Origin of the sequence: Pseudomonas mandelii (assembly GCF_002251635.1) — a bacterium.
GTDB lineage: Bacteria > Pseudomonadota > Gammaproteobacteria > Pseudomonadales > Pseudomonadaceae > Aquipseudomonas > Aquipseudomonas mandelii_B.
Genome location: NZ_NMOJ01000037.1, coordinates 1 through 23,817, shown reverse-complemented (window position 1 = coordinate 23,817; position 23,817 = coordinate 1). Strand labels below are relative to the sequence as shown.

Genomic DNA, 23,817 nt, shown 5'->3' with positions numbered 1-23,817 from the left:
CTAAAGTCGCCCATCGATTCGCCCCCTCGACGAGAAGGTTCTCATGTTCGAACGCCTGATCCAGTTTGCTATCGAGCAGCGCATCATCGTGCTGCTCGCTGTGNTGCTCATGGCCGGNNTCGGNATCGCCAGCTATCAAAAACTGCCGATCGACGCCGTGCCCGACATCACCAACGTCCAGGTGCAAATCAACACCGGCGCCGCCGGGTTCTCACCGCTGGAAACCGAACAACGCATCACCTTCCCGATTGAAACCGCCATGGCCGGTCTGCCGGCGCTGGAGCAGACCCGTTCGCTGTCGCGCTCCGGTTTGTCCCAGGTGACGGTGATTTTCAAAGACGGTACCGACCTGTTCTTCGCCCGCCAATTGGTCAATGAGCGCCTGCAGGTCGCCCGTGGACAATTGCCCACCGGCATCGAAACCGCCATGGGGCCGATTTCCACCGGTCTCGGGGAAATTTTCCTGTGGACCGTCGAGGCCGAGGACGGCGCACTCAAAGAGGATGGCACGCCCTACACGCCGACCGACCTGCGCGTGATCCAGGACTGGATCATCAAGCCGCAACTGCGCAACGTGCCCGGAGTGGCCGAGATCAACACCATCGGCGGCTTTGCCAAGGAATACCAGATTGCCCCGGACCCCAAGCGCCTCGCGGCCTACAACCTGACGTTGACCGATTTGGTTACGGCGCTTGAGCGCAACAACGCCAACGTCGGCGCCGGTTACATCGAGCGCAGCGGCGAACAGCTGCTGATCCGCGCACCGGGGCAAGTGGCGTCGACCGAGGACATCGCCAACATCGTCATGGCCAACGTCGATGGCACGCCGATCCGGGTGAAGAACGTCGCCACCGTGGACATCGGCCGCGAACTGCGCAGCGGTGCGGCCACGGAAAACGGCCGTGAAGTGGTGCTGGGCACGGTATTCATGTTGATCGGCGAAAACAGCCGCACTGTGTCCCAGGCCGTCGCCAGCAAGCTGGAACAGATCAACCGTTCGCTGCCCAAGGGCGTGATCGCGGTGCCGGTGTACGACCGCACGCACCTGGTGGACAAAGCCATTGCCACGGTGAAAAAGAACCTGATCGAAGGTGCGCTGCTGGTGGTTGCGGTGCTGTTCCTGTTCCTGGGCAACATCCGCGCGGCGTTGATCACCGCGATGGTGATTCCCCTGGCAATGTTGTTCACCTTTACCGGGATGTTTACCAACAAAGTCAGCGCCAACCTGATGAGTCTTGGCGCACTGGACTTCGGCATTATCGTCGACGGCGCGGTGGTGATTGTCGAGAACGCCATCCGCCGCCTGGCGCATGCGCAACAGCGCCACGGCCGTTTGTTGACCCGCAGTGAGCGGCTGCATGAAGTGTTCGCGGCGGCCAAAGAGGCGCGGCGGGCGCTGATCTTCGGGCAACTGATCATCATGGTGGTTTACCTGCCGATCTTCGCCCTCACTGGCGTGGCCGGGAAGATGTTCCACCCTATGGCCTTCACCGTAGTGATCGCGCTGCTGGGCGCGATGATTCTGTCGGTGACGTTCGTGCCGGCCGCGATTGCGCTGTTCGTCACCGGCAAGGTCAAGGAAGAAGAAAACCTGGTGATGCGCACGGCGCGTCGGGTGTATGCGCCGGCGCTGGCGTGGGTGATGAGCCATCGGGCAGTGGCGGTGGGGGCGGCGTTGGGCGTGATTGTGCTCAGCGGCGTGCTGACCAGCCGCATGGGCAGCGAGTTCGTGCCGAGCCTCAGCGAGGGCGATTTTGCCCTGCAAGCCTTGCGTGTGCCGGGCACCAGCCTCACACAATCGGTGGACATGCAGCAGCGTCTGGAAACCCTGATCCTCGGCAAAGTGCCGGAAGTCGAGCGCGTATTCGCCCGCACCGGCACCGCGGAAATCGCCTCTGACCCGATGCCGCCGAATATTTCCGACAGCTACGTGATGCTTAANCCCAAGGAGCAGTGGCCGGACCCGGGCAAGTCTCGTGAAACCCTGATGGCCGAACTCCAAGCCGCCGCCGCGACGCTGCCGGGCAGCAACTATGAACTATCGCAGCCGATCCAGTTGCGCTTCAACGAACTGATCTCCGGCGTGCGCAGCGATGTGGCGGTCAAGGTGTTCGGCGATGACATGGACGTGCTGAACGCCACGGCGGCGAAGATTGCCGCCGCCATGCAGAAGGTCAACGGCGCCTCTGAAGTGAAGGTCGAGCAAACCACCGGGCTGCCGGTGCTGACCATCAATATCGACCGCGACAAGGCCGCACGTTTCGGCCTGAATGTGGGCGATGTGCAGGACACCATTGCGGTTGCCGTGGGCGGGCGTCAGGCCGGCACGTTGTATGAGGGTGATCGGCGNTTNGACATGGTTGTGCGTTTGTCCGATGCCATGCGCAAGGACATCGACGGCTTGTCGGCGCTGTTGATTCCAGTGCCGGCGCCGCTGAATGGCGATGCGGCGCAGATCGGTTTCATTGCCTTGAAGGAAGTCGCNAGCCTGGACCTGGTGCTCGGCCCCAACCAGATCAGTCGCGAGAACGGCAAGCGCCTGGTGATCGTCAGCGCCAACGTGCGCGGGCGGGATATCGGCTCGTTCGTCAGCGAAGCGGGTGAGGTGATCGAGCGTGACGTGCAGGTGCCGGCCGGATACTGGATCAGTTGGGGCGGCCAGTTCGAACAGTTGNAGGAAGCGTCCGAGCGTTTGCGCATCGTGGTGCCGGTGGCATTGCTGCTGGTGTTCGGGCTGTTGTTCATGATGTTCAACAACCTCAAGGACGGCCTGTTGGTGTTCACCGGGATTCCGTTCGCGTTGACGGGTGGGATCATGGCGCTGTGGCTGCGCGATATTCCGCTGTCGATTTCGGCGGGCGTGGGCTTTATCGCCTTGTCCGGTGTCGCGGTGCTTAACGGGCTGGTGATGATTGCCTTCATCCGCAACCTGCGTGAGGAAGGGCGCGCGTTATCGGTGGCGGTCAACGAAGGTGCGCTGACCCGGNTGCGCCCGGTGTTGATGACNGCGCTGGTAGCATCGCTGGGCTTCATCCCGATGGCGCTGGCGACCGGCACCGGGGCCGAAGTGCAACGCCCATTGGCGACGGTGGTGATCGGCGGAGTCCTGTCCTCGACCATCCTCACCCTGCTGATATTGCCTGCGCTGTATCAGCTCGCCCATCGCCGCGATGAGGACGTTGTACCCGCCGCATAGTTTTANCCCCTGTGGCGAGGGAGCTTGCTCCCGCTGGACTGCGCAGCAGTCCCCTGCGTTTTTCAGGAGAGACCGGGCCGCTTCGCGACCGAACGGGACGGTGCGGCGTTCCGACAAGCTCCCTCGCCACAGGAGCGGGGCGCTCCCACAGGTTTTGCGCCACATAACGGATATGTAATTTCCCCGCCACCGTGGCGATAGGTTCGGATTGTTAACCTGATTCCGTTAGTTAATTAAACGAGGAATCAACGATGAAATTTACACAATTGAGTACGTTTGCGGCGGCGTTGCTGATGTCTTCTCTGGCCATGGCTGAAGGTGGCGGCGACAGAACCTTCGAAAAAATGATGGCATCCAATGACCGATCGGTGGAGCTGTTTGTCGCCAAGGAACAGACCCGCGATCCGGTCGTCGTCAACGAAAAGAAGGACGAAAAAACCAAAGATCTGTAAGCGTGCCGCATCACACCAGGCCTGTCATCGAACGCCGATGCCGGGCTTTTTCATGAGTCCGGACTGGAGGGATATGGATATGGAAGGTTTCAAGTTGCTCGCGTTTGCCGGCGTCATGGCCGTGTCTCTGAATGCACTGGCCGAAGGTGGTGGCGACCGAACCTTTGAGCGCGCGTTTAGCGCCAACTACAAAGCCATGGAGCAATACGCCGTGAGCCAAGGCAAAGCGGCGCCGGTAGTGAAGAACTATGAATACGGCATGAAGCTGGATGTAGTGAAAATTGTCAGCGTTGTGAAGCCGCAAGTGGCTTGCGCTGTGGTGCCTGCCGCCATGACCTATGAAGACTCGAAAGGCCACGCTGCTTGGCATTGCGCAAGCGGCGACGTTGGTTGCGCAGCAGCCCTGAAACCTGAGTGATTCGGATGGCCGGTTTTGCGATGGTTGCGCCGCCGAGCGGGACCAAGCTCCTTCGCCACAAAATCGGTTATTCAGCGGGCGAAAAAAGGCGCCCCGAAGGACGCCAAAGGATTCACCTCTTACCAAAGGAGCAAGGAGCTTCTAAAGGTGAATGGGTATGAAGGGTTAACTCAGAGAATCGCCAACGGGTACTCGACAATCAGCCGTACTTCATCCAGATCCGACTCAAACGCCGTGGCGCGGGTAGTGGCCTGGCGCAAACGCAGAGACATGTCTTTCAACGAGCCGCTCTGCACCACGTATTTGACTTCGACATCACGCTCCCAGCGCTTCTGGTCCGTCAGCGGATCGCCTGCCGCATCGCGGCGCATGTACACCGCGTTGGCGTTGCTGTAATCGGCGCCGGTGCCTTTGCCGTAGCGGGTCATGAACGACAGGCCGGGAATGCCGAACGTCTGCATGTCGAGGTCGTAACGCACCATCCACGAGCGCTCCTTGGGCGAGTTGAAGTCGTTGTACTGGATAGAGTTGTTGAGGAAGATCGAGTCCGATTGGCGCAGGTAATCGAAGTCGTCGTCGCCATTATTGCGCTGGTGCGACACGGCCANGGAGTGCGCGCCGAGTTTCACGCCGACCCGACCGCTCCAGATGTTGTTGTCGAACTTGCCGAGCAGTTGTTTGCCTTCGTCGACAGCCTTGTAATAATTCAGGCCGCCAAACAGCGACAGGTCATCCGATAGCGGATAGGTCCAGGCAGTGCCGGCGTAGTACTGATTCCAGGCATCCTTGAGGCGGCTGGAGTACAGGCTGAAACTGAGGTTTTTGTTCAGTACATAGTCGCCGCCGCCGTAAGCGATCCATGGCGAATTGACCGGGCCGGCATAAAACGTGGAGAAGTTCTCGCGCATGTCGCTGGACACGGGCTGGCTCATCGCATGCAACCGGCCGCCCTGAACCGACAGCCCTTCGATGCTGGTGTTGACCGCCGTCACACCGCGAAAGCTCTCCGGCAGCAATCGCGAGTCACCTGCCGCCACCACCGGATTGGCCGGGAACACGTCACCGACCTTGACCACCGTATCGAAGGCTCGCACTTTGGCGGCGCCGCCGACCTTGGTGTACTCGTCCCGCGCCTCGCCATCATTGTTGACTGGCAGCACATCAAACGAGCTACGGCCACCGTTGCGCCCATCACCGGTGTCGAGCTTCAAGCCGATCATCGCAAACGCATCGACACCGACCCCAACGGTGCCTTGGGTAAACCCGGATTCGAACTTGCTGATCACCGCATGGGCCCAGGCTTCGGAATAACCATTGCCGGTGGGGCTGGACTGGCCGTTGCGGTAATCACGGTTGAAGTAGAAATTACGGTTGAGCACCGTCAGGCTGCTGCCCTCGACAAACCCTTCGGCTTTATCATCCGCCATCACCATGGACGGCCCGGAGCCGACCACCACCGCTAAAGCGGCGATCGACATTTTTGTATTGTTAACCATTAATCACTCCTTGGGTTCGGCAGAACGGGAACGTGCTTCGGCGTGGGTTTTATTGTTCGGCGGAGAAGGCCCGCCGGCATGGTCGCCGGGTGACATCGTTGCAAGCTGCGGATAACGCCAAGGTGATGCGGGAATTACAATTTCGTTATGTGGTTGGAGTAACAGCCCTGAGCATTCAGGTCAGGGCTGCGAGTTGTTCGATCGTCTGCGGAAAGCGTTCAACCAGACGTATCAGGGTCGTGGCTTGGGCATTGGGTATTGCCCGTCCCTGTTCCCAGTTCTCCAGGGTTCGGGTGTTGGTGCGCAGATACATGGCGAACACAGACCGGGAGAGGTTGAGCTGTTGGCGGATGGCTACCACTTCCTCGGCCGTGATGGGCACCAGTTTTGGCAACTGAACCTTGTGGGTTCGCAAAGTGATTTTGCCTTGGCGCTCATCCGCCAGGGCTTCGAGGCCATCCATCAGCTCGGAAAAAATGTCACGTTTCATAGTGGGATCTCGTGTTGATTTCTCTTTCTAGCGCTTGTCTGAAAATTTTTTTCTGGGAGGGCGACAGGTCGTCTTGCTCGTTTTTGTCATACACGGTGAACAGCCAGAATTGATCGAAGCCTGACCACCAGTAGTAAATCACCCGTAATCCGCTGCGCTTGCCCTTGCCTCGGCGTTGATCGCAGAAGCGGATTTTGCGCAGGCCACCGGCGCCCTCAATGAGATCGCCTGCTTCCGGATTCCTCAGCAACTCCAGCTGAAAGCTGCGAAACAGATCGTCATCCAGGTAATTGTCCCGATGTTTCTGAAACATACGTAATTCGATAAAAAGAGCATCCATGTTCTGTACGCTACCTACGTATAGTGTTGTCTCGATAATCGAATCGGTCAAGGCATTAAAGCCATCCTTTTCGCTCCCGTTTTCAACGGTAGACCTCGGTTGTAAAAACACCTGTAGGACGAATCGACCCGTGCGGTGAGAGCGTTCGATAAAAGAGAGGGGATACTTCGCAGTGGGACTGAACTCTGAGGCGGTGCATAAATCGATGCTTGAAAATCACGATCCCGCAAATGCAAAAACGGCACCCGAAGGTGCCGTTTCTGTTTCTACCGAGTATCGCTATGCAATCAGCCCGCCAGACCCGCCTGCTGAACCAGGGTCAGCAATGGCTGCGGGTAGACGCCGAGGAAGAACGCGACCAGCGCGATAGCCAGCAGCATCACGCCGCCTGCCTTTTGCTCCCAGTGCAGTTGCGCATCGTGGCGACGCAGGTTGGGCTCGATCAGGTACAGGGTGACCATCACGCGCAGGTAGTAGAACACGCCGATGGCGCTGCCCAGTACCAGGGAGGCAACCAACCACCACTCGTGCGCTTCAACGCCGGTAGCGACGATGTAGAACTTGCCGATAAAGCCCGCGGTCAGCGGGATGCCGGCCAGGGACAGCATCATCACGGTGAGTACGGCGGTCAGGTACGGACGGCGCCAGAACAGGCCGCGGTATTCGTACAGGGCGTCGGCGTCACGGCCTTTGTACGGCGAGGACATCAGCGTGATGACGCCGAATGCGCCGAGGCTGGTGATGACGTAGGTGACCAGGTACACGCCAATCGCTTCCACGGCCAGGCCTTTGCTCGCCACCAGGGCGATCAGCAGGTAGCCGAAGTGGGCGATGGAGGAGTAACCGAGCAGACGCTTGAGGTTGTTCTGGGTCAGGGCCAGCAGGTTACCGAACAGGATCGAGGCAATCGCGATCACGGTCAGCACGTTGCTCAGCACACCGGTGTTGGCGGCAGGGGAGATCTGGAACAGACGCACCATCACCGCAAACACAGCGACTTTCGAAGCGGTGGCCAGGAACGCCGCCACCGGTGCCGGAGCACCTTCGTAAACGTCCGGGGTCCAGAGGTGGAACGGTACCAGCGACAGCTTGAACGCCAGACCGATCAGCATCATGCCCAGGCCCAGTTGCGCCAGCGAGCTTGGCAGACCGGTGGCCGCTAGCGCCTGGCCGATACCGACGAAGCTCAGGCTGCCGGCTTCTGCGTAGAGCAGGGCCATACCGAACAACAGGAACGCGGAACCGGCGGCCGACAGCACCATGTACTTGATGCCGGCTTCCAGGGAGCGCTTGTTGAAGAAGGCGTAGGCCACCAGGCCGTAAGTCGGGATCGACAGCAGTTCCAGGCCGATGAACAAGCCCGCCAGGTGCTGCGCGCTGACCAGCACCAGGCCACCGGCGGCGGCCATCAGGATCAGCAGGTAAAGTTCTTCACGGTTGCCCGGATAACCCGAACCGCCATCGCCGAGGTAGGCGTGGGCGAGGGTCACACAGGCGAGGGTGGCGACCAGGATCAGCGCCATGTACAGGCAGGCGAAGGTGTCGATCTGCAGCAACGGAGTCACGGCCAGAGGCGCGACTTTCAGGGCTGGCAGGATCGACAGCAATGCCAGGTTCAGACCGGCGCAGGACAGCAGGAACGTTTGCGAGTGATTGCGGCGCCAGGCGATCGCCAGCATCACCACCACAATGGTGAGGCTGGTGATCAGCAGCGGCGCAAGCGCGATAAAGTGTTGGATCGTGAATTCCATAGCGCTCTTACCGTGCCGAAGCGAGTTGAGTGAAGGCGGTGCTGAACCACTGCTGCACGCCATGCATCGTCGCGGCAGAAGTGTCCAGGAACGGTTGCGGGTATACGCCGATGTAGATCAGCAGCACCGCAAGGCCGAGCACCATGATCAGTTCGCGAGCATCCATCCCTTGCAGGACGGTGTCGGACTTGGCCGGGCCGAAATAGGCGCGGTGGATCATGATCAGCGAGTAAACCGAACCGAACACCAGGCCGGACGTCGCGATGATTGTGATCCATGGGGCGGCAGGGAATGTGCCGATCAGGATCAGGAACTCACCGACGAAGTTACCGGTACCCGGCAAGCCCAGGGACGCGGCTGCAAAGAACAGGCTGATNGCCGGCAGGTAAGCGATACGCGACCACACGCCACCCATTTCACGCATGTCGCGGGTGTGCAGACGCTCGTACAACTGGCCACTGAGGATAAACAGCGCGGCGGCCGAAACACCGTGGGCCAACATCTGGATCACTGCGCCTTGCAACGCCAGCTGGCTGCCGGAGTAGATGCCGATCAGTACGAAACCCATGTGGGAAACGGACGAGAAGGCGATCAGACGCTTGATGTCGGTTTGGGCGAAGGCCAGGAACGCGCCGTAGAAGATCCCGATCAGACCCAGGGTCATGGCGATCGGCGCAAACTCGGCCGAGGCATTCGGGAACAGCGGCAGGGCGAAACGCAGCAGGCCGTAGGCCGCAGTTTTCAGCAGGATACCGGCCAGGTCCACAGAACCTGCGGTCGGCGCCTGGGCGTGAGCATCAGGCAGCCAGGAGTGGAACGGCACCACCGGCAGCTTCACCGCGAACGCGATGAAGAAGCCCAGCATCAGGATGTACTCGGTGGTCAGGGACATCTTGGTTTTCAACAGGTCGGCGTAGTTGAACGTGATCACGCCCGTGCTGTTGAAGTTGACCAGTACCAGACCCAGGATCGCCACCAACATGATCAGGCCGGAAGCCTGGGTGAAGATGAAGAACTTGGTCGCCGCGTAGATCCGGGTTTTCTTGCCATCCGAAGAACTGTGACCCCAGAGCGCGATGAGGAAGTACATCGGCACCAGCATCATTTCCCAGAAGAAGAAGAACATGAACAGGTCGAGGGCGAGGAACACGCCGACAACGCCGCCCAGGATCCACATCAGGTTCAGGTGGAAGAAGCCCACGTGACGCTGAATTTCTTTCCAGGAGCAGAGTACCGAGAGGATACCCAGCAGGCCGGTCAGCAGGATCATCAACAGCGACAGGCCGTCGAGGGCCAGGTGCACGTTGATGCCGAAGCGCTGGATCCACACGTGCTTGAACTCAAGCGCGAAGGTGGGATCGGCACCCGGTGCCGGAGCAAATGAATAGTCGCCATGGGCCCACAGCCAGAGGCCGAGCGCGAGTTCCAGGGACATGGTCAGCAACGCAATCCAGCGGGGGAGGGTGGCGCCGAAGCGTTCACCCATCCAGCAGAGCAGGCCGCCGATAAAGGGGATCAGGATTAGCCAGGGCAGAATCATGACGGGCTCGTTTCCTTTCGCAAGTTCGCAAAGTTCATAGTCATACCGCTACCAGCACGATGGCGCCGATGACCAGCACGGAGCCGGCTGCCATCGATGCCGCGTACCAACGCANTTGGCCAGTCTCGCTGCGGCTCAGGGCGGTGTGACCGGCCTTGGCGGCACGCGGGATCAAACCGATGGTCTGGTCGAGCGGGTCTCTGCGCAGTACATGGCTGATCGCAAGGTAAGGCTTGACGAACAGTTTGTCGTAGATCCAGTCGAAGCCCCAGGCGGCGAACCACCAGGCCGAAAGGAAGCGGCCGATGCCACTGTTGGCGACGGCGGTGACGAAGCGACGCTTGCCGAGGAACAGCAGGGCCGCCAGCAGGATACCGGCGATGGCGATGGCGCCCGAAGCGATTTCCAGACTGTGCTTGGCTTCGCCGCCGGCATGGCCGACGCTTTCCGGCAGTACACCGTGCAGCGGCGGAACGATCATCGCGCCGACGAACGTCGACAGGATGATCAGCACCGACAGTGGCAGCCAGTGGGAGATGCCGTGGCCTGCGTGTGCTTCGGTCTTGGCTTCACCGTGGAAGGTGATGAAGATCAGGCGGAAGGTGTACAGCGAGGTCATGAACGCACCCACCAGGCCTGCGTACAGCAGGTTCTGGTTACCGCTGGCAAAGGCTTCCCAGAGGATTTCGTCTTTGGAGTAGAAACCGGCGGTCACCAACGGCAGGGCGGCCAGCGCGGCACCCCCGACGATGAAGCTGGCGTAGGCCAACGGCAGTTTCTTCCACAGGCCGCCCATCTTGAAGATGTTCTGCTCGTGGTGGCAGGCAACGATGACTGCACCCGAAGCAAGGAACAGCAGGGCCTTGAAGAAGGCGTGGGTCATCAGGTGGAAGATCGCCGCGTCCCAGGCGCCGACGCCCAGGGCCAGGAACATGTAGCCGATCTGGCTCATGGTCGAGTAGGCGAGGATACGCTTGATGTCGGTCTGCACCAGCGCGGCGAAGCCGGCCAGTACCAGGGTCACGCCGCCAACCAGGCCNACCAAGTGCAGGATTTCCGGTGCCAGGGTGAACAGGCCGTGGGTACGGGCGATCAGGTAGACACCGGCGGTCACCATGGTGGCGGCGTGGATCAGTGCCGAAACCGGAGTCGGACCGGCCATCGCATCCGCCAGCCAGGTTTGCAGCGGCAACTGTGCGGATTTACCGACAGCGCCACCCAGCAGCATCAGGGTCGCCAGGGTGATCCAAAAGTCACCGACCTGGAACTTCTGCGGTGCCAGCACCAGCAGTTCCTGGATGTTCAACGTGCCCACCTGTTGGAACAGGATGAACAGGCCGATAGCCATGAACACGTCGCCGATGCGGGTGACGATAAAGGCCTTGAGTGCCGCGTTACCGTTGTTGCGGTTGCTGTAGTAGAAACCGATCAACAGGTACGAGCACAGGCCCACGCCTTCCCAGCCGAAGTACAGGAACAACAGGTTATCGCCCAGCACCAGGAACAGCATGCTGGCGATAAACAGGTTGGTGTAGGCGAAGAAGCGCGAGTAACCGGCTTCACCGCGCATGTACCAGGACGCGAACAGGTGGATCAGGAAGCCTACACCCACGACCACGCCAAGCATGGTGATCGACAGGCCGTCGACGTAGAGGGCGAAGTTCGGCGTGAAGCCTTCCACCGCCATCCACTGCCACAACACCTGGGTGTAGTGACCGCCTTCAGGCGGGGCGACGTTGAATTGCCAGATCACGTAGGCCGTGACGATGGCAGACAGGCCGATGGAGCCGACGCCAATCAGCGCCGACAGGTTTTCCGACCAGCGTCCACGGGAGAACGACAGCAGCAGGAAACCGATCAGGGGAAATACGAAAGTCAGAAAGATCATGTTCATCCGCGCATCTCACTGGCAGCGTCGATATCAAGCGTGTGGAAGCGGCGATACAGTTGCAGCAGGATCGCCAGGCCAATACTGGCCTCGGCGGCTGCCAGGCTGATCACCAGGATGAACATGACTTGTCCATCCGGCTGACCCCAACGTGCACCCGCAACGATGAACGCCAGTGCTGCGGCGTTCATCATGATTTCCAGGCTCATCAACACGAACAGAATGTTACGGCGGACCATCAGGCCGACCAGGCCAAGGCAGAACAGGATGCCGGCGACCGCCAGACCATGCTCCAAAGGGATAGCAGGCATCGTCATTGCTCCTTGGCTTCGTTGCGGCCCAAGTGGAAGGCGGTGATGGCTGCCGCGAGCAGCAGCATCGAAGCCAGTTCAACCACCAGCAGGTACGGGCCGAACAGGCTGATGCCCACGGCCTTCGCGTCTACGGTGGTGTGGCCGATGGCCTGGCCGCTCTGGTGAGCGAACAGCACATACAGCAGTTCAACTAGCAGCAGGGTGCCGAGGGCGACGGGGCCGAGCCAGATGCCGGGCTTGAGCCAGACGCGCTCTTGNTGGACCGAGGCCGGGCCCAGGTTGAGCATCATCACCACAAACACGAACAGCACCATGATGGCGCCAGCGTAGGCAATCACTTCCAGGACACCGGCGAACGGTGCGCCGAGGCTGAAGAAGGTCATGGCCACGGCGATCAGCGAAATGATCAGGTAGAGCAGGGCGTGCACGGGGTTGGTGTTGGTGATCACGCGAAGCGTGGACACCACTGCAATACCCGACGCGAAATAGAAAGCGAATTCCATCTTTCTTCCTTAAGGCAGCAAGCTCTTCACGTTGATCGGCTCGGCTTCGTTTTGTGCGGCGCCTTTCGGCTTACCGGCAACGGCCATACCTGCAACACGATAGAAGTTGTAATCAGGGTTTTTACCGGGACCAGAGATCAACAGATCTTCTTTCTCGTACACCAGGTCCTGACGTTTGAACTCGGCCATCTCGAAATCCGGTGTCAGCTGGATCGCGGTGGTCGGGCAAGCTTCCTCGCAGAGGCCGCAGAAAATGCAGCGCGAGAAGTTGATGCGGAAGAAGTCCGGGTACCAGCGACCGTCTTCGGTTTCAGCTTTCTGCAGGGAGATGCAACCCACCGGGCACGCCACGGCGCACAGGTTGCAGGCTACACAACGCTCTTCGCCATCGGGGTCGCGGGTCAGCACGATACGGCCGCGATAGCGCGGCGGCAGGTACACCGCTTCTTCCGGGTACTGCAGCGTGTCGCGCTTGCGGAAGGCATGGCCGAAGATCATCACCAGGCTGCGAAGCTGGGTGAAGAAGCCATGCACGATGTCAAAAATGTACTTCATGATTCTCTATCCTCACTGAGCCGCGACGGCGGGCGTGTTGAGCAACACGATCGCAGCGGTCACCAGCATGTTGACGAGGGTCAGCGGCAGGCAGAATCTCCAGCTGAAATCCATCACCTGGTCATAGCGTGGGCGCGGGATCGAGGCGCGCAGCAGGATGAAGAACATGATGAAGAACGCGGTTTTGAGCGCGAACCAGATGAACGGGATCTGCGGCAGAATGCCGAACGGACCGTGCCAGCCGCCGAAGAACAGCGTGACCAGCAGGGCCGAGATCAAGATGATGCCGATGTATTCGCCAACGAAGAACATGCCCCATTTCATGCCGGCGTATTCAATATGGTAACCGTCGGCCAGTTCCTGTTCCGCTTCCGGCTGGTCGAACGGGTGACGGTGAGTCACGGCGACGCCAGCGATGAAGAAGGTGCAGAAGCCGAAGAACTGCGGAATGATGAACCACAGGTTCTGCGCCTGGTACTCGACGATGTCGCGCATGTTGAACGAGCCGACCTGCACCACGATGCCCATCAGCGCGAGGCCCATGAACACTTCGTAGGACACGGTCTGGGCCGAAGCCCGCAAGCTGCCCAGCAGGGCGAACTTGTTGTTACTCGACCAACCCGCGAACAGCACCGCGTAGACCGACAGACCGGCCATGGCGAAGAAGAACAGCAAGCCGATGTTCAGGTCCGCCACGCCCCAGGTCGGGGTGATCGGGATGACGGCGAAGGCAATCAGCAAGGCGCTCATGGCCACGACCGGTGCCAGGGTGAAGATCACCTTGTCGGCAAACGGCGGGGTCCAGTCTTCCTTGAAGAACATTTTCAGCATGTCGGCAGCGATTTGGAACATACCGAACGGGCCAACGCGGTTCGGACCGTAACGGTCCTGCCACCAGCCCAGCAGACGACGCTCGACCCAGCTCAGCAGCGCGCCGCACACCACAACGGCGAGCAGAATCACGATGGCCTTGAGGACCGCGATGATCACGTCAATCACTTCAGGCGTGAACCAGGTCATTGCGCTGCCTCCTGCAGACCGTCAACGGTTTGGCCAAAGATCGCAGGCGGGATACCGGCGAGGCCTTTCGGCAGTGCAACCAGGCCGGCACCCAACTCGTCGTTGATGCGCAGCGGCAGACGCAGGGTCTTGCCACCGACGTTCAAGTTGAGCAGGGCACCGTCGTTGACGCCCAGGCGGTCGGCTTCGGACTTGGCTACGGACACGTAGGCGGCCGGAATGCGCTCTTGTACCGGCGCGGCTTTGGAAGAGGTTTCTTCGCTGCCGAACAGGTGGAAGAACGGCACAACCTGCCAGGTGCCCTGGGCCGGGTTGAACGGGCGCGGTACGGCGGCGAACCAGTTCAGCGAATCACCGGTGCTTTCGATCAGGCGGGTGCCCGGGTCGCCAGCGCGGATATGACCACCGACTTCGTCCTGGAACTTGTTCCAGGCCTGCGGCGAGTTCCAGCCCGGCGACCAGGCAAATGGCACCTGTTGACGCGGCTCGACCGAACCCGAGTAACCTTCCATGGAGAAGGCGAACGCGGTGTCGTTGTCCTGCGGCGTACGCGGTTCGTGCACGCTGATATCAGCACGCATGGCGGTACGGCCGGAGTAACGCAGCGGTTCACGGGCCAGTTTCATGCCCTTGATGCGGAACGCGGCGGACGGTGCAGCGTCGACGATGCGCGCCAGTTGCGGGGCGCTTGCGGCAGCGGCTGCGGTAACGTGGTCGAGCTGGGTCCAGTCGAGCGGCTGGTTCAGCAGGGTCGAGCGCAGGGCATGCAGCCAGCGCCAGCCTTCGTGAACCAGGATGCTGGCGTCCATGTACTTCGGATCGAACACCTGGAAGAAGCGCTGGGCGCGGCCTTCCTGGCTGACCAGCGTACCGTCGCCTTCAGCGAAGCTGGCGGCTGGCAGAACCAGGTGCGCGCGATCGCTGGTGGCGGTCTTCTGATGGTCCGCCACGATCACCACTTTCGCGGCGGTCAGGGCGGCATCGACACGGGCTTTGTCGGTACGGGTGTACAGATCGTTTTCCAGCACGACGATGGCGTCGGCGTTACCGTCGATCACGGCTTGCAGCGCTTCGTCCAGTGACTCGCCACCGAGCATGGCCAGGCCAAGGCTGTTGGCTTCCGGCACGACCAGGCTGATGGAACCGTTCTTGTCGCGCAGCTTCAGGGCTTTAGCGATGTTGGCAGCAGCTTCGATCAGCGCTTTGGAACCCAACGAGGTGCCAGCAATGATCAGCGGGCGCTTGGCCGCCAGCAGGGCGTCGGCGATGCGCTGGGCCAGTTCAACAGCTTCAGTGTCCAGGCCTTCGACGGCAGGTGCGCTGGCGTCCAGGGCGTGGGCCACGGCGAAACCGATGCGCGCCAGGTCGTCAGGCGCTGCGTGGACGCACTCTTCGGCGATGTCGTCGAGCTTGGTCTCAGCCAGGCTTGCGATAAACAGCGGGTTCAGCGCGTGCTGGCCGATGTTTTTCACCGCGGCGTCGAGCCAGGGCTGTACGCGCATAGCCTCGGCCATGTCTTCGGCTTTGCCTTTGACCGACTGGCGCAGGGACAATGCGATACGCGCGGCGGTCTGGGTCAGGTCTTCACCGAGGACAAAGATCGCGTCGTGGTCTTCGATGTCGCGCATGTTCGGCACCGGCAGCGGGCTGTCGTTCAGCACCTGCAGGACCAGGCGAATGCGCTCCAGCTCAGCGGCTTCGATACCGGAGTAGAAGTGCTCGGCGCCGACCAGTTCGCGCAACGCGAAGTTGCTTTCGAGGCTGGCGCGTGGCGAACCGATACCAACGATATTGCGGCCGCGCAACAGATCGGCGGCTTTATCCAGTGCTTCGTCGGTGCTCAGCTTGGCGCCATCGGCCAACAGCGGCTGGCGTGGGCGGTCTTCGCGGTTGACGTAGCCATAGCCGAAACGGCCACGGTCGCACAGGAAGTACTGGTTGACCGAACCGTTGAAGCGGTTTTCGATCCGACGCAATTCGCCGTAGCGCTCGCCCGGGGAAATATTGCAACCGCTGGAGCAGCCATGGCAGATGCTCGGCGCGAACTGCATGTCCCACTTACGGTTGTAGCGCTCGGAGTGCGTCTTGTCGGTGAACACACCGGTCGGGCAGACCTCGGTGAGGTTGCCGGAGAACTCGCTTTCGAGCACGCCGTCTTCAACGCGACCGAAGTACACGTTGTCGTGGGCGCCGAATACGCCCAGGTCGGTGCCGCCGGCGTAGTCTTTATAGAAACGCACGCAACGGTAGCAGGCGATGCAGCGGTTCATTTCGTGGGAAATGAACGGGCCGAGGTCCTGGTTCTGGTGGGTACGCTTGGTGAAGCGATAACGGCGCTCGTTGTGGCCGGTCATCACCGTCATGTCTTGCAGGTGGCAGTGACCGCCTTCCTCACAGACCGGGCAGTCGTGGGGGTGGTTGGTCATCAGCCATTCGACAACGCTGGCGCGGAACGCCTTGGATTCTTCATCTTCGATGGAGATCCAGGTGTTGTCGGTGGCGGGTGTCATGCAGGACATGACGATACGACCACGGGTGTCGTTCTCGTCGGTGTACTGCTTGACCGCACACTGGCGACAGGCACCGACGCTACCAAGGGCTGGGTGCCAGCAGAAATAAGGGATGTCGAGGCCTAGTGAGAGACATGCCTGTAACAGGTTGTCTGCCCCATCGACTTCGAGCGCTTTGCCGTCTACGTGGATAGTGGCCATGGTTCAAAGTTCTTCGTTGGCCCGTTGTCAGCGGGCGTGGCTAATGGAATCTTGTTATTCATGTGCATCTACACAGCCATAAAGGCGTCAGCACATGAGCAGTTGAAGGGCACGGACCCTTCGCCTGGTTAAGCGTTACGCGCCGACTACGATCGGCCTCGCCAGAGGCGGAACGGCGGCGCTGGTAGGCGCGATGCCGGCTTCGAACTCCGAGCGGAAGTATTTGATTGCGCTGCCCAATGGCTCCACGGCGCCCGGTGCGTGAGCACAGAAGGTCTTGCCTGGGCCGAGGAAACCGACCAGACCCAGCAGCGTCTCGATGTCGCCTGGCTGGCCTTCGCCTTTCTCGATGGCCATCAAGAGCTTCACGCTCCAAGGCAAACCGTCACGGCACGGGGTGCAGAAACCGCAGGATTCGCGGGAGAAGAACTCTTCCATGTTGCGCAGCAGGGACACCATGTTGACGCTGTCGTCCACCGCCATGGCCAGGCCGGTACCCATGCGGGTGCCCACTTTGGCGATGCCGCCGGCGTACATTTGTGCGTCCAGGTGTTCCGGCAACAGGAAGCCGGTGCCGGCGCCGCCTGGCTGCCAGGCCTTGAGGGTGTAGCCATCGCGCATGCCGCCGGCGTAGTCCTCGAACAGCTCGCGTGCAGTTACGCCAAATGGCAGTTCCCACAGGCCAGGGTTCTTGACCTTGCCGGAGAAGCCCATGAGCTTGGTGCCCATGTCTTCGCTGCCTTCGCGGGCCAACGATTTGTACCACTCCACGCCGTCGCCGATGATTGCCGGCACGTTGCACAGGGTCTCGACGTTGTTCACGCATGTCGGCTTGCCCCACACGCCCACGGCGGCAGGGAAGGGCGGTTTGGAGCGCGGGTTGGCGCGGCGGCCTTCGAGGGAGTTGATCAGTGCGGTTTCTTCACCGCAGATGTAACGCCCGGCGCCGGTGTGCACGAACAGTTCGAAGTCAAAGCCCGAACCGAGGATGTTCTTGCCCAGCAGGCCGGCTGCCTTGGCTTCTTCCACTGCACGGGTGAGGTGCTTGGCGGCGGTGGTGTATTCGCCACGCAGGAAGATGTAGCCACGGTAGGTTTTCAGCGCGCGGGCACTGATCAGCATGCCTTCGATCAGCAGATGGGGCAGTTGCTCCATCAACATGCGGTCTTTCCAGGTGTTCGGCTCCATTTCATCCGCGTTGCACAGCAGGTAGCGGATGTTGATGGATTCGTCTTTGGGCATCAGGCCCCACTTAACACCCGTGGGGAAGCCTGCACCGCCGCGACCTTTAAGGCCGGCGTCTTTCACGGTCTGGACGATATCGTCCTGGGCCATGTCGGCGAAGGCTTTGCGCGCAGCCGCGTAACCGTTCTTGGCCTGGTACTCGTCGAGCCATACCGCCTCGCCGTCGTCACGCAGGCGCCAGGTCAGCGGGTGAGTCTCGGCCGACCGCTTGATGCGGTTGGCAGGACCGAAGGAAGTCAGGGTCATACGTAGCCCTCGAGCAATTGGGTGACGCCAGCAGGCTGAACGTCACCGAATGTGTCGTCGTCGATCATCAACGCCGGCGCCTTGTCGCAGTTACCCAGGCAGCACACCGGCAGCAGCGTAAAGCGGCCGTCCGGCGTGGTCTGACCCAGGCCGATGCCCAGCTTGTTCTGAATCTCACTGACCACGGACTCGTGGCCACCGATGTAGCAGACCATGCTGTCGCACACGCGAATGATGTGGCGACCTACCGGCTGGCGGAAGATCTGGCTGTAGAACGTGGCCACGCCTTCAACGTCGCTGGCAGGGATGCCGAGGATTTCGCCGATGGCGTAGAGGGCGCCGTCCGGCACCCAGCCACGTTCCTTCTGGACGATCTTCAAGGCTTCGATAGACGCCGCACGCGGGTCTTCGTAGTGATGCAGCTCGTGCTCGATGGCCGAGCGCTCGGTTTCACTCAAGGTGAAACGGTCTGTCTGGATAAGCGTGCTATTCATGCTTAGCGGTCCACGTCGGCCATAACGAAATCGATACTACCCAGGTACGCAATCAAGTCCGCGACCATTTCACCTTTGATCACCGAAGGGATCTGCTGCAGGTGCGGGAAGCTTGGAGTACGAATCCGGGTGCGGTAGCTCATGGTGCCGCCATCGCTCGTCAGGTAATAACTGTTGATACCCTTGGTCGCTTCGATCATCTGGAAGGATTCGTTGGCCGGCATGACCGGGCCCCACGAAACCTGCAGGAAGTGCGTGATCAGGGTTTCGATGTGTTGCAGCGTGCGCTCTTTCGGCGGCGGCGTGGTCAGCGGGTGATCCGCCTTGTACGGGCCGGCCGGCATGTTGCGCATGCACTGCTCGATGATCTTCAGGCTCTGGCGCATTTCTTCGACGCGCACGATGCAACGGTCGTAGGCATCGCCATTGGCCGCCAACGGCACTTCGAATTCGAAGTTCTCGTAGCCGGAGTACGGGCGCGCTTTACGCAGGTCGAAATCGCAACCGGTGGAACGCAGGCCAGCACCGGTGACGCCCCATTCCAGGGCTTCTTTGGTGTTGTACGCCGCGACGCCGATGGTCCGGCCCTTGAGGATGCTGTTGTCCAGGGCGGCTTTCTGGTATTCGTCCAGACGCTTGGGCATCCAGTCGATGAACTCTTTTACCAGGCNTTCCCAGCCATTTGGCAGGTCGTGCGCGACACCGCCGATGCGGTACCAGGCCGGGTGCAGACGGAAACCGGTGATGGCTTCGATGACCTTGTAGGCGCGCTGACGGTCGGTGAACGTGAAGAACACCGGGGTCATGGCACCGACGTCCTGGATGTAAGTCCCCAGGAACAGCAGGTGGCTGGTGATCCGGAAGAACTCGGCCATCATGATGCGGATGGTGTCGACGCGGTCCGGTACCTTGATACCGGCCAGCTTCTCGACCGAGAGCACGTACGGCAGGTTGTTCATCACGCCGCCGAGGTAGTCGATACGGTCGGTGTACGGGATGAAACTGTGCCAGGACTGGCGCTCGGCCATCTTCTCGGCACCACGGTGGTGGTAGCCGACGTCAGGCACGCAGTCGACGATTTCTTCGCCGTCCAGTTGCAGGATGATGCGGAAGGCACCGTGAGCCGAAGGGTGGTTCGGGCCCAGGTTGAGGAACATGTAGTCCTCGTTGGTGCCGGAGCGCTTCATGCCCCAGTCTTCCGGACGGAAGCGTGCAGCCTCTTCTTCAAGCTGTTGCTTGGCGAGCGTCAGGCTGAACGGATCGAATTCGGTGGCGCGCGCAGGGTAGTCCTTGCGCAGCGGGTGACCTTCCCAGGTTGGCGGCATCATGATGCGCGTCAGGTGCGGGTGGCCGGGGAAGTCGATACCGAACATGTCCCAGACTTCACGCTCGTACCAGCTGGCGTTCGGCCAGATACCGGTCACGGTCGGCACGCTCAGGTCGCTTTCGGAGAGGGCGACCTTGATCATCACGTCGCTGTTACGTTCGATCGACATCAAGTGATAGAACACAGTGAAGTCGGCGCCGCTTGGCAGCCCTTGACGCTTGGTGCGCAGACGCTCGTCCACGCCGTGCAGGTCATAAAGCATGACGTACGGCTTGGGCAGGTTGCGCAGGAACGTCAGGACTTCGACGAGCTTGGCACGCGCCACCCACAGCACCGGCATACCGGTACGTGTGGCCTGGGCGGTGAAGGCGTCAGGGCCAAAACGGTTATTGAGTTCGACGACCACATCCTGGTCGTCTGCCTTATAAGGCGGGATGTACAGAGCACTGCCTGTAGTCATGGTTTTTTATCGCTTTCGGTCAACGTAAAGAATGAAGCCAGGTTTTCGTTCTATAAAAGAAGCGGTGCTGGATCAGACTTCGTCGGGGCTGCGCAGGTTGGTGACTGCGATTCGCTGTTCGCGGCGCTGTTCCTTTTGCGAAGGCATCTCGGCGCGGTAAACGCCTTGATCGCCGACAACCCAGGAAAGTGGACGACGCTCCTTGCCAATCGATTCCTGCAACAGCATCAAGCCTTGCAGAAATGCTTCAGGGCGGGGCGGGCAGCCAGGCACGTAGACGTCCACGGGCAGGAACTTGTCCACCCCTTGAACGACGGAGTAGATGTCGTACATGCCACCGGAGTTGGCGCACGAACCCATGGAGATAACCCATTTAGGTTCGAGCATTTGCTCGTAGAGACGCTGAATGATCGGCGCCATCTTGATAAAGCAGGTTCCGGCGATAACCATGAAATCCGCCTGACGCGGTGATGCCCGGATAACTTCGGCGCCAAAGCGCGCGATGTCGTGGGGCGCCGTGAAGGCGGTGGTCATTTCCACGTAGCAGCAGGACAGACCGAAGTTGTACGGCCACAGGGAGTTCTTACGTCCCCAGTTGACCGCGCCACTCAGCACGTCTTCCAGCTTGCCCATGTAGATGTTTTTGTGGACTTGATCTTCTAACGGATCGGAAACGGTTTCCCGTTCGCCGATTGGGTACTGATCGTTAGGAGCATCCGGGTCGATCCTGGTGAGATTGTATTGCATCGCCAAAGCCTCATTGTTTCAGCTTCGCTTGCCGCTTACGACGAGCTTCCGGAGCCCAGTCAAGGGCGCCCACTCGAAATAGGTAGACAAGGCCTGCCAACAGAATTGCTATGAAAACGAGGGCTTCGACGAATCCGGTCCAGCCGCTTTCGCGGACGGACACAGACCAGGCAAAGAGAAAGAGGGCTTCGATATCGAAGATCACGAACAGCATCGCGACCAGATAGAATTTGGCTGAGAGCCGCAAGCGGGCGCCACCTGTAGGTAGCATGCCGGACTCGAACGGTTCGTTTTTGCTGCGGCCCCAGGCTTTTGACCCGAGGAGGCTGGAGACACCAAGCATGAAGGCACAAAGGCCGACAACACCGAGGAGGAAAATGGCAAAGCCCCAGTTGTGGGCCATGAGTCCTGTCGCTTCGGTCATGCTGGAAATCCTTAACAGAGAGCAAAGGTCTCTGAGCTCGAAAAAGTAACGATGCAGTGACGATATGTCGCACTGCAATCAATCGCGGTGATTTTATGGCNNAACACCGTGCAAGTAAAATTCCTATAGCGAAATTATTTATAGGAATAAGGACATAACGCACCTTCAAAGCCCCGCAGCCCATGCGTTGCGGGCATTAGCCGGGTTTTCATCAATATTGTTTTGTAGAGAATGTAACGAGCATAGTTGCGGCTAAATGATAATCAATATTATTTGGCAGGGTTTTTAAACTGTTTAACGGGTAGATGAGTGGGAAGTTGCCTTATATAGCTTTTAATGCAAGTAGCGGCGATGCACGTTTTACCTCGGTTTTTTGCTCGCGGTACCGCTCTGGANCGCTGGGTGGTCATGGTGGCGTTTCCTTGTTGGAGCGAGGCTTGCCCGCGAATAAGGCCCCCGATCCTTCCGGGACATCGCGTAATCGTTCTTCNCCAAATTTTGGGTTGAGTCGTTCCCTGTGGTGGGGATGAAATCGCGGGCAAAAAAACGCCCCGAACCAGTCGGGGCGTCAGATGTGCGACGTTGCGGTTAGGTCTTCCGTGATGCCGCAATGGCCGTGTACTCAGTTGATCAGTGGAACTGTTCTTCTTCGGTCGAACCGGTCAGCGCGGTCACGGACGAACTGCCGCCCTGGATCACGGTGGTCATGTCGTCGAAGTAGCCGGTGCCCACTTCCTGCTGGTGCGCCACAAAGGTGTAGCCTTTGGAGGCGTCAGCGAACTCCTGCTCTTGCAGCTTCACGTAGGCCGTCATGTCGTTGCGGGCGTAGTCGTGCGCCAGGTTGAACATGCTGTGCCACATGTTGTGAATGCCGGCCAGGGTGATGAACTGGTGCTTGTAGCCCATAGCGGACAGTTCGCGCTGGAATTTGGCGATGGTCGCGTCGTCCAGGTTCTTCTTCCAGTTGAAAGAAGGCGAGCAGTTGTAGGACAGCAGTTGGTCCGGGTATTCCTTCTTGATCGCTTCGGCGAAGCGACGCGCTTCGTCCAGGTCCGGCTTGGCGGTTTCGCACCAGATCAGGTCGGCGTACGGCGCGTAGGCCAGGCCGCGAGCGATGGCCTGGTCGAGGCCGGCGCGTACTTTATAGAAGCCTTCCTGAGTACGCTCGCCGGTTACGAATGGCTTGTCGTACGGGTCGCAATCGGAAGTCAGCAGGTCAGCAGCGTTGGCGTCGGTACGTGCCAGGATGATGGTCGGAGTGCCAGCCACGTCAGCGGCCAAGCGCGCAGCGGTCAGCTTCTGTACGGCTTCCTGGGTAGGCACCAGTACCTTGCCGCCCATGTGCCCGCACTTCTTCACCGAAGCCAGTTGGTCTTCGAAGTGAACGCCCGCGGCGCCAGCCTCGATCATGCTTTTCATCAGCTCGTAGGCGTTCAGCACGCCGCCGAAACCGGCTTCAGCATCCGCCACGATCGGTGCGAAGTAGTCGATGTAGCCTTCGTCGCCCGGGCCTTTACCGGCTTTCCACTGGATCTGGTCGGCACGACGGAACGAGTTGTTGATGCGCTTGACCACGGTTGGCACCGAGTCCACCGGGTACAGCGACTGGTCGGGGTACATGGATTCAGCGGAGTTGTTGTCCGCTGCCACTTGCCAGCCGGACAGGTAGATCGCCTGGATACCGGCTTTCACCTGCTGGACTGCCTGGCCGCCGGTCAGGGCGCCCATGCAGTTGACGAAATCTTTGTCAGGACGGAAGGAAGGCTTGGCACCTTGGGTTACCAGGTTCCACAGCTTCTCGGCGCCGAGTTTTGCAAAGGTGTGCTCAGGTTGAACCGAGCCACGCAGGCGGACGACGTCAGCAGCGGAATAAGCGCGGGTCACGCCTTTCCAGCGTGGGTTTTCAGCCCAGTCTTTTTCAAGGGCTGCAATTTGCTGTTCGCGTGTCAGTGCCATGGAGATAAACCTCGTCGCATAGGTCTGGGTGGAAAATTCCTGCTCCTGCCAAGTACGCGATTCAATTGGGGCGTAAGAGGCTGCTCGCTGACCAGAAGCTTAGGTGGTCAAGTCGGATTCGGCGGGATTGGCGACGGGATGAACGAGTAGCGAGAGGGGAGTTGAGCAGGTAAGGGCGAACTGGGAACNGTCTTCGGGCGTCGTGGGCCTTGGTACGATCCATCAGTGTGTAGCCGGGTTACCT

Annotated in this window: 20 protein-coding genes; 3 read left to right on the top strand and 17 right to left on the bottom strand. The window is 60.2% G+C overall.

The features are described from left to right. Positions 1-43 precede the first annotated feature (43 nt). From B7L09_RS05665 to B7L09_RS05655, 3 genes are all read left to right on the top strand, one after another. Positions 44-3,196 carry a CusA/CzcA family heavy metal efflux RND transporter gene (locus B7L09_RS05665; protein WP_094468068.1) on the top strand — a complete coding sequence of 1,051 codons (3,153 nt, stop codon included), beginning with the start codon at positions 44-46 and terminating at the stop codon, positions 3,194-3,196. Positions 3,197-3,447: 251 nt separating this feature from the next. Beyond that, positions 3,448-3,648: a co-regulatory protein PtrA N-terminal domain-containing protein gene (locus tag B7L09_RS05660; RefSeq protein WP_094468067.1), complete on the top strand. Its 201-nt coding sequence runs from the start codon at positions 3,448-3,450 to the stop codon at positions 3,646-3,648. A gap of 79 nt (positions 3,649-3,727) precedes the next feature. After that, positions 3,728-4,066, top strand: coding sequence for a co-regulatory protein PtrA N-terminal domain-containing protein (locus B7L09_RS05655; RefSeq protein WP_094468066.1), 339 nt, complete (start codon positions 3,728-3,730; stop codon positions 4,064-4,066). 170 nt (positions 4,067-4,236) lie between these two features. Here B7L09_RS05655 and B7L09_RS05650 read toward each other — a convergent pair whose 3' ends face one another. From B7L09_RS05650 to aceA, 17 genes are all read right to left on the bottom strand, one after another. Next, positions 4,237-5,562 (bottom strand): OprD family porin, encoded by a 1,326-nt coding sequence (locus B7L09_RS05650; RefSeq protein ID WP_094468065.1) that lies wholly within the window; start codon positions 5,560-5,562, stop codon positions 4,237-4,239. A gap of 175 nt (positions 5,563-5,737) precedes the next feature. After that, positions 5,738-6,052 (bottom strand): helix-turn-helix domain-containing protein, encoded by a 315-nt coding sequence (locus B7L09_RS05645; RefSeq protein WP_094468064.1) that lies wholly within the window; start codon positions 6,050-6,052, stop codon positions 5,738-5,740. Further along, on the bottom strand, positions 6,042-6,392 hold the full coding sequence (locus B7L09_RS05640; RefSeq protein ID WP_094468063.1) for a toxin: 351 nt from the start codon (positions 6,390-6,392) through the stop codon (positions 6,042-6,044). Before B7L09_RS05640 ends, B7L09_RS05645 begins: the two co-directional genes overlap by 11 nt. Before the next feature lie 287 nt (positions 6,393-6,679). Then, on the bottom strand, positions 6,680-8,143 hold the full coding sequence (gene nuoN, locus B7L09_RS05635; RefSeq protein WP_094468062.1) for an NADH-quinone oxidoreductase subunit NuoN: 1,464 nt from the start codon (positions 8,141-8,143) through the stop codon (positions 6,680-6,682). 7 nt (positions 8,144-8,150) lie between these two features. Further along, positions 8,151-9,683 (bottom strand): NADH-quinone oxidoreductase subunit M, encoded by a 1,533-nt coding sequence (gene nuoM / locus B7L09_RS05630; protein ID WP_094468061.1) that lies wholly within the window; start codon positions 9,681-9,683, stop codon positions 8,151-8,153. A gap of 40 nt (positions 9,684-9,723) precedes the next feature. Next, complete coding sequence (gene nuoL / locus B7L09_RS05625) at positions 9,724-11,577, bottom strand: NADH-quinone oxidoreductase subunit L (RefSeq protein ID WP_094468060.1); 1,854 nt, start codon at positions 11,575-11,577, stop codon at positions 9,724-9,726. After that, positions 11,574-11,882, bottom strand: a complete 309-nt coding sequence (gene nuoK, locus B7L09_RS05620) for an NADH-quinone oxidoreductase subunit NuoK (RefSeq protein ID WP_003174727.1) — start codon at positions 11,880-11,882, stop codon at positions 11,574-11,576. Before nuoK ends, nuoL begins: the two co-directional genes overlap by 4 nt. Positions 11,883-11,884: 2 nt before the next feature. Next, a complete protein-coding gene (gene nuoJ, locus B7L09_RS05615; protein WP_094468059.1) occupies positions 11,885-12,388 on the bottom strand; it encodes an NADH-quinone oxidoreductase subunit J in 504 nt (167 codons plus the stop codon). Between the two features lie 9 nt (positions 12,389-12,397). Continuing rightward, positions 12,398-12,943: an NADH-quinone oxidoreductase subunit NuoI gene (nuoI, locus tag B7L09_RS05610; protein WP_176457665.1), complete on the bottom strand. Its 546-nt coding sequence runs from the start codon at positions 12,941-12,943 to the stop codon at positions 12,398-12,400. 12 nt (positions 12,944-12,955) lie between these two features. After that, entirely contained in the window at positions 12,956-13,963 is a 1,008-nt protein-coding gene (nuoH, locus tag B7L09_RS05605; protein WP_094468057.1) for an NADH-quinone oxidoreductase subunit NuoH, read from the bottom strand. Continuing rightward, positions 13,960-16,674: an NADH-quinone oxidoreductase subunit NuoG gene (gene nuoG / locus B7L09_RS05600; protein ID WP_094468056.1), complete on the bottom strand. Its 2,715-nt coding sequence runs from the start codon at positions 16,672-16,674 to the stop codon at positions 13,960-13,962. The genes nuoH and nuoG overlap by 4 nt, the downstream gene beginning before the upstream one ends. Positions 16,675-16,809: 135 nt before the next feature. After that, a complete protein-coding gene (gene nuoF, locus B7L09_RS05595; protein WP_094468055.1) occupies positions 16,810-18,165 on the bottom strand; it encodes an NADH-quinone oxidoreductase subunit NuoF in 1,356 nt (451 codons plus the stop codon). Next, positions 18,162-18,659 carry an NADH-quinone oxidoreductase subunit NuoE gene (nuoE, locus tag B7L09_RS05590; RefSeq protein WP_094468054.1) on the bottom strand — a complete coding sequence of 166 codons (498 nt, stop codon included), beginning with the start codon at positions 18,657-18,659 and terminating at the stop codon, positions 18,162-18,164. Before nuoE ends, nuoF begins: the two co-directional genes overlap by 4 nt. A 2-nt stretch (positions 18,660-18,661) precedes the next feature. Next, positions 18,662-20,446, bottom strand: coding sequence for an NADH-quinone oxidoreductase subunit C/D (gene nuoC / locus B7L09_RS05585; protein WP_094468053.1), 1,785 nt, complete (start codon positions 20,444-20,446; stop codon positions 18,662-18,664). A gap of 72 nt (positions 20,447-20,518) precedes the next feature. Beyond that, a complete protein-coding gene (locus tag B7L09_RS05580; RefSeq protein WP_012724951.1) occupies positions 20,519-21,193 on the bottom strand; it encodes a NuoB/complex I 20 kDa subunit family protein in 675 nt (224 codons plus the stop codon). A gap of 10 nt (positions 21,194-21,203) precedes the next feature. Continuing rightward, complete coding sequence (locus tag B7L09_RS05575; RefSeq protein WP_003219575.1) at positions 21,204-21,617, bottom strand: NADH-quinone oxidoreductase subunit A; 414 nt, start codon at positions 21,615-21,617, stop codon at positions 21,204-21,206. A 630-nt stretch (positions 21,618-22,247) separates the two neighbouring features. Next, positions 22,248-23,573, bottom strand: coding sequence for an isocitrate lyase (gene aceA / locus B7L09_RS05570; protein WP_064452901.1), 1,326 nt, complete (start codon positions 23,571-23,573; stop codon positions 22,248-22,250). Between the last annotated feature and the right edge of the window lie 244 nt (positions 23,574-23,817).

Excerpts from the sequence above, each read along its gene's own strand:
- B7L09_RS05660 (WP_094468067.1), top strand. The coding sequence starts at position 3,448 with ATGAAATTTACACAATTGAGTACGTTTGCGGCGGCGTTGCTGATGTCT.
- B7L09_RS05655 (WP_094468066.1), top strand. The coding sequence starts at position 3,728 with ATGGAAGGTTTCAAGTTGCTCGCGTTTGCCGGCGTCATGGCCGTGTCT.
- B7L09_RS05645 (WP_094468064.1), bottom strand. The coding sequence starts at position 6,052 with ATGAAACGTGACATTTTTTCCGAGCTGATGGATGGCCTCGAAGCCCTG.
- B7L09_RS05640 (WP_094468063.1), bottom strand. The coding sequence starts at position 6,392 with ATGGATGCTCTTTTTATCGAATTACGTATGTTTCAGAAACATCGGGAC.
- nuoN (WP_094468062.1), bottom strand. The coding sequence starts at position 8,143 with ATGGAATTCACGATCCAACACTTTATCGCGCTTGCGCCGCTGCTGATC.
- nuoK (WP_003174727.1), bottom strand. The coding sequence starts at position 11,882 with ATGCCTGCTATCCCTTTGGAGCATGGTCTGGCGGTCGCCGGCATCCTG.
- nuoI (WP_176457665.1), bottom strand. The coding sequence starts at position 12,943 with ATGAAGTACATTTTTGACATCGTGCATGGCTTCTTCACCCAGCTTCGC.
- nuoH (WP_094468057.1), bottom strand. The coding sequence starts at position 13,963 with ATGACCTGGTTCACGCCTGAAGTGATTGACGTGATCATCGCGGTCCTC.
- nuoG (WP_094468056.1), bottom strand. The coding sequence starts at position 16,674 with ATGGCCACTATCCACGTAGACGGCAAAGCGCTCGAAGTCGATGGGGCA.
- nuoF (WP_094468055.1), bottom strand. The coding sequence starts at position 18,165 with ATGACCCTGACTTCCTTCGGTCCTGCCAACCGCATCAAGCGGTCGGCC.
- nuoE (WP_094468054.1), bottom strand. The coding sequence starts at position 18,659 with ATGAATAGCACGCTTATCCAGACAGACCGTTTCACCTTGAGTGAAACC.
- B7L09_RS05580 (WP_012724951.1), bottom strand. The coding sequence starts at position 21,193 with ATGCAATACAATCTCACCAGGATCGACCCGGATGCTCCTAACGATCAG.
- B7L09_RS05575 (WP_003219575.1), bottom strand. The coding sequence starts at position 21,617 with ATGACCGAAGCGACAGGACTCATGGCCCACAACTGGGGCTTTGCCATT.
- aceA (WP_064452901.1), bottom strand. The coding sequence starts at position 23,573 with ATGGCACTGACACGCGAACAGCAAATTGCAGCCCTTGAAAAAGACTGG.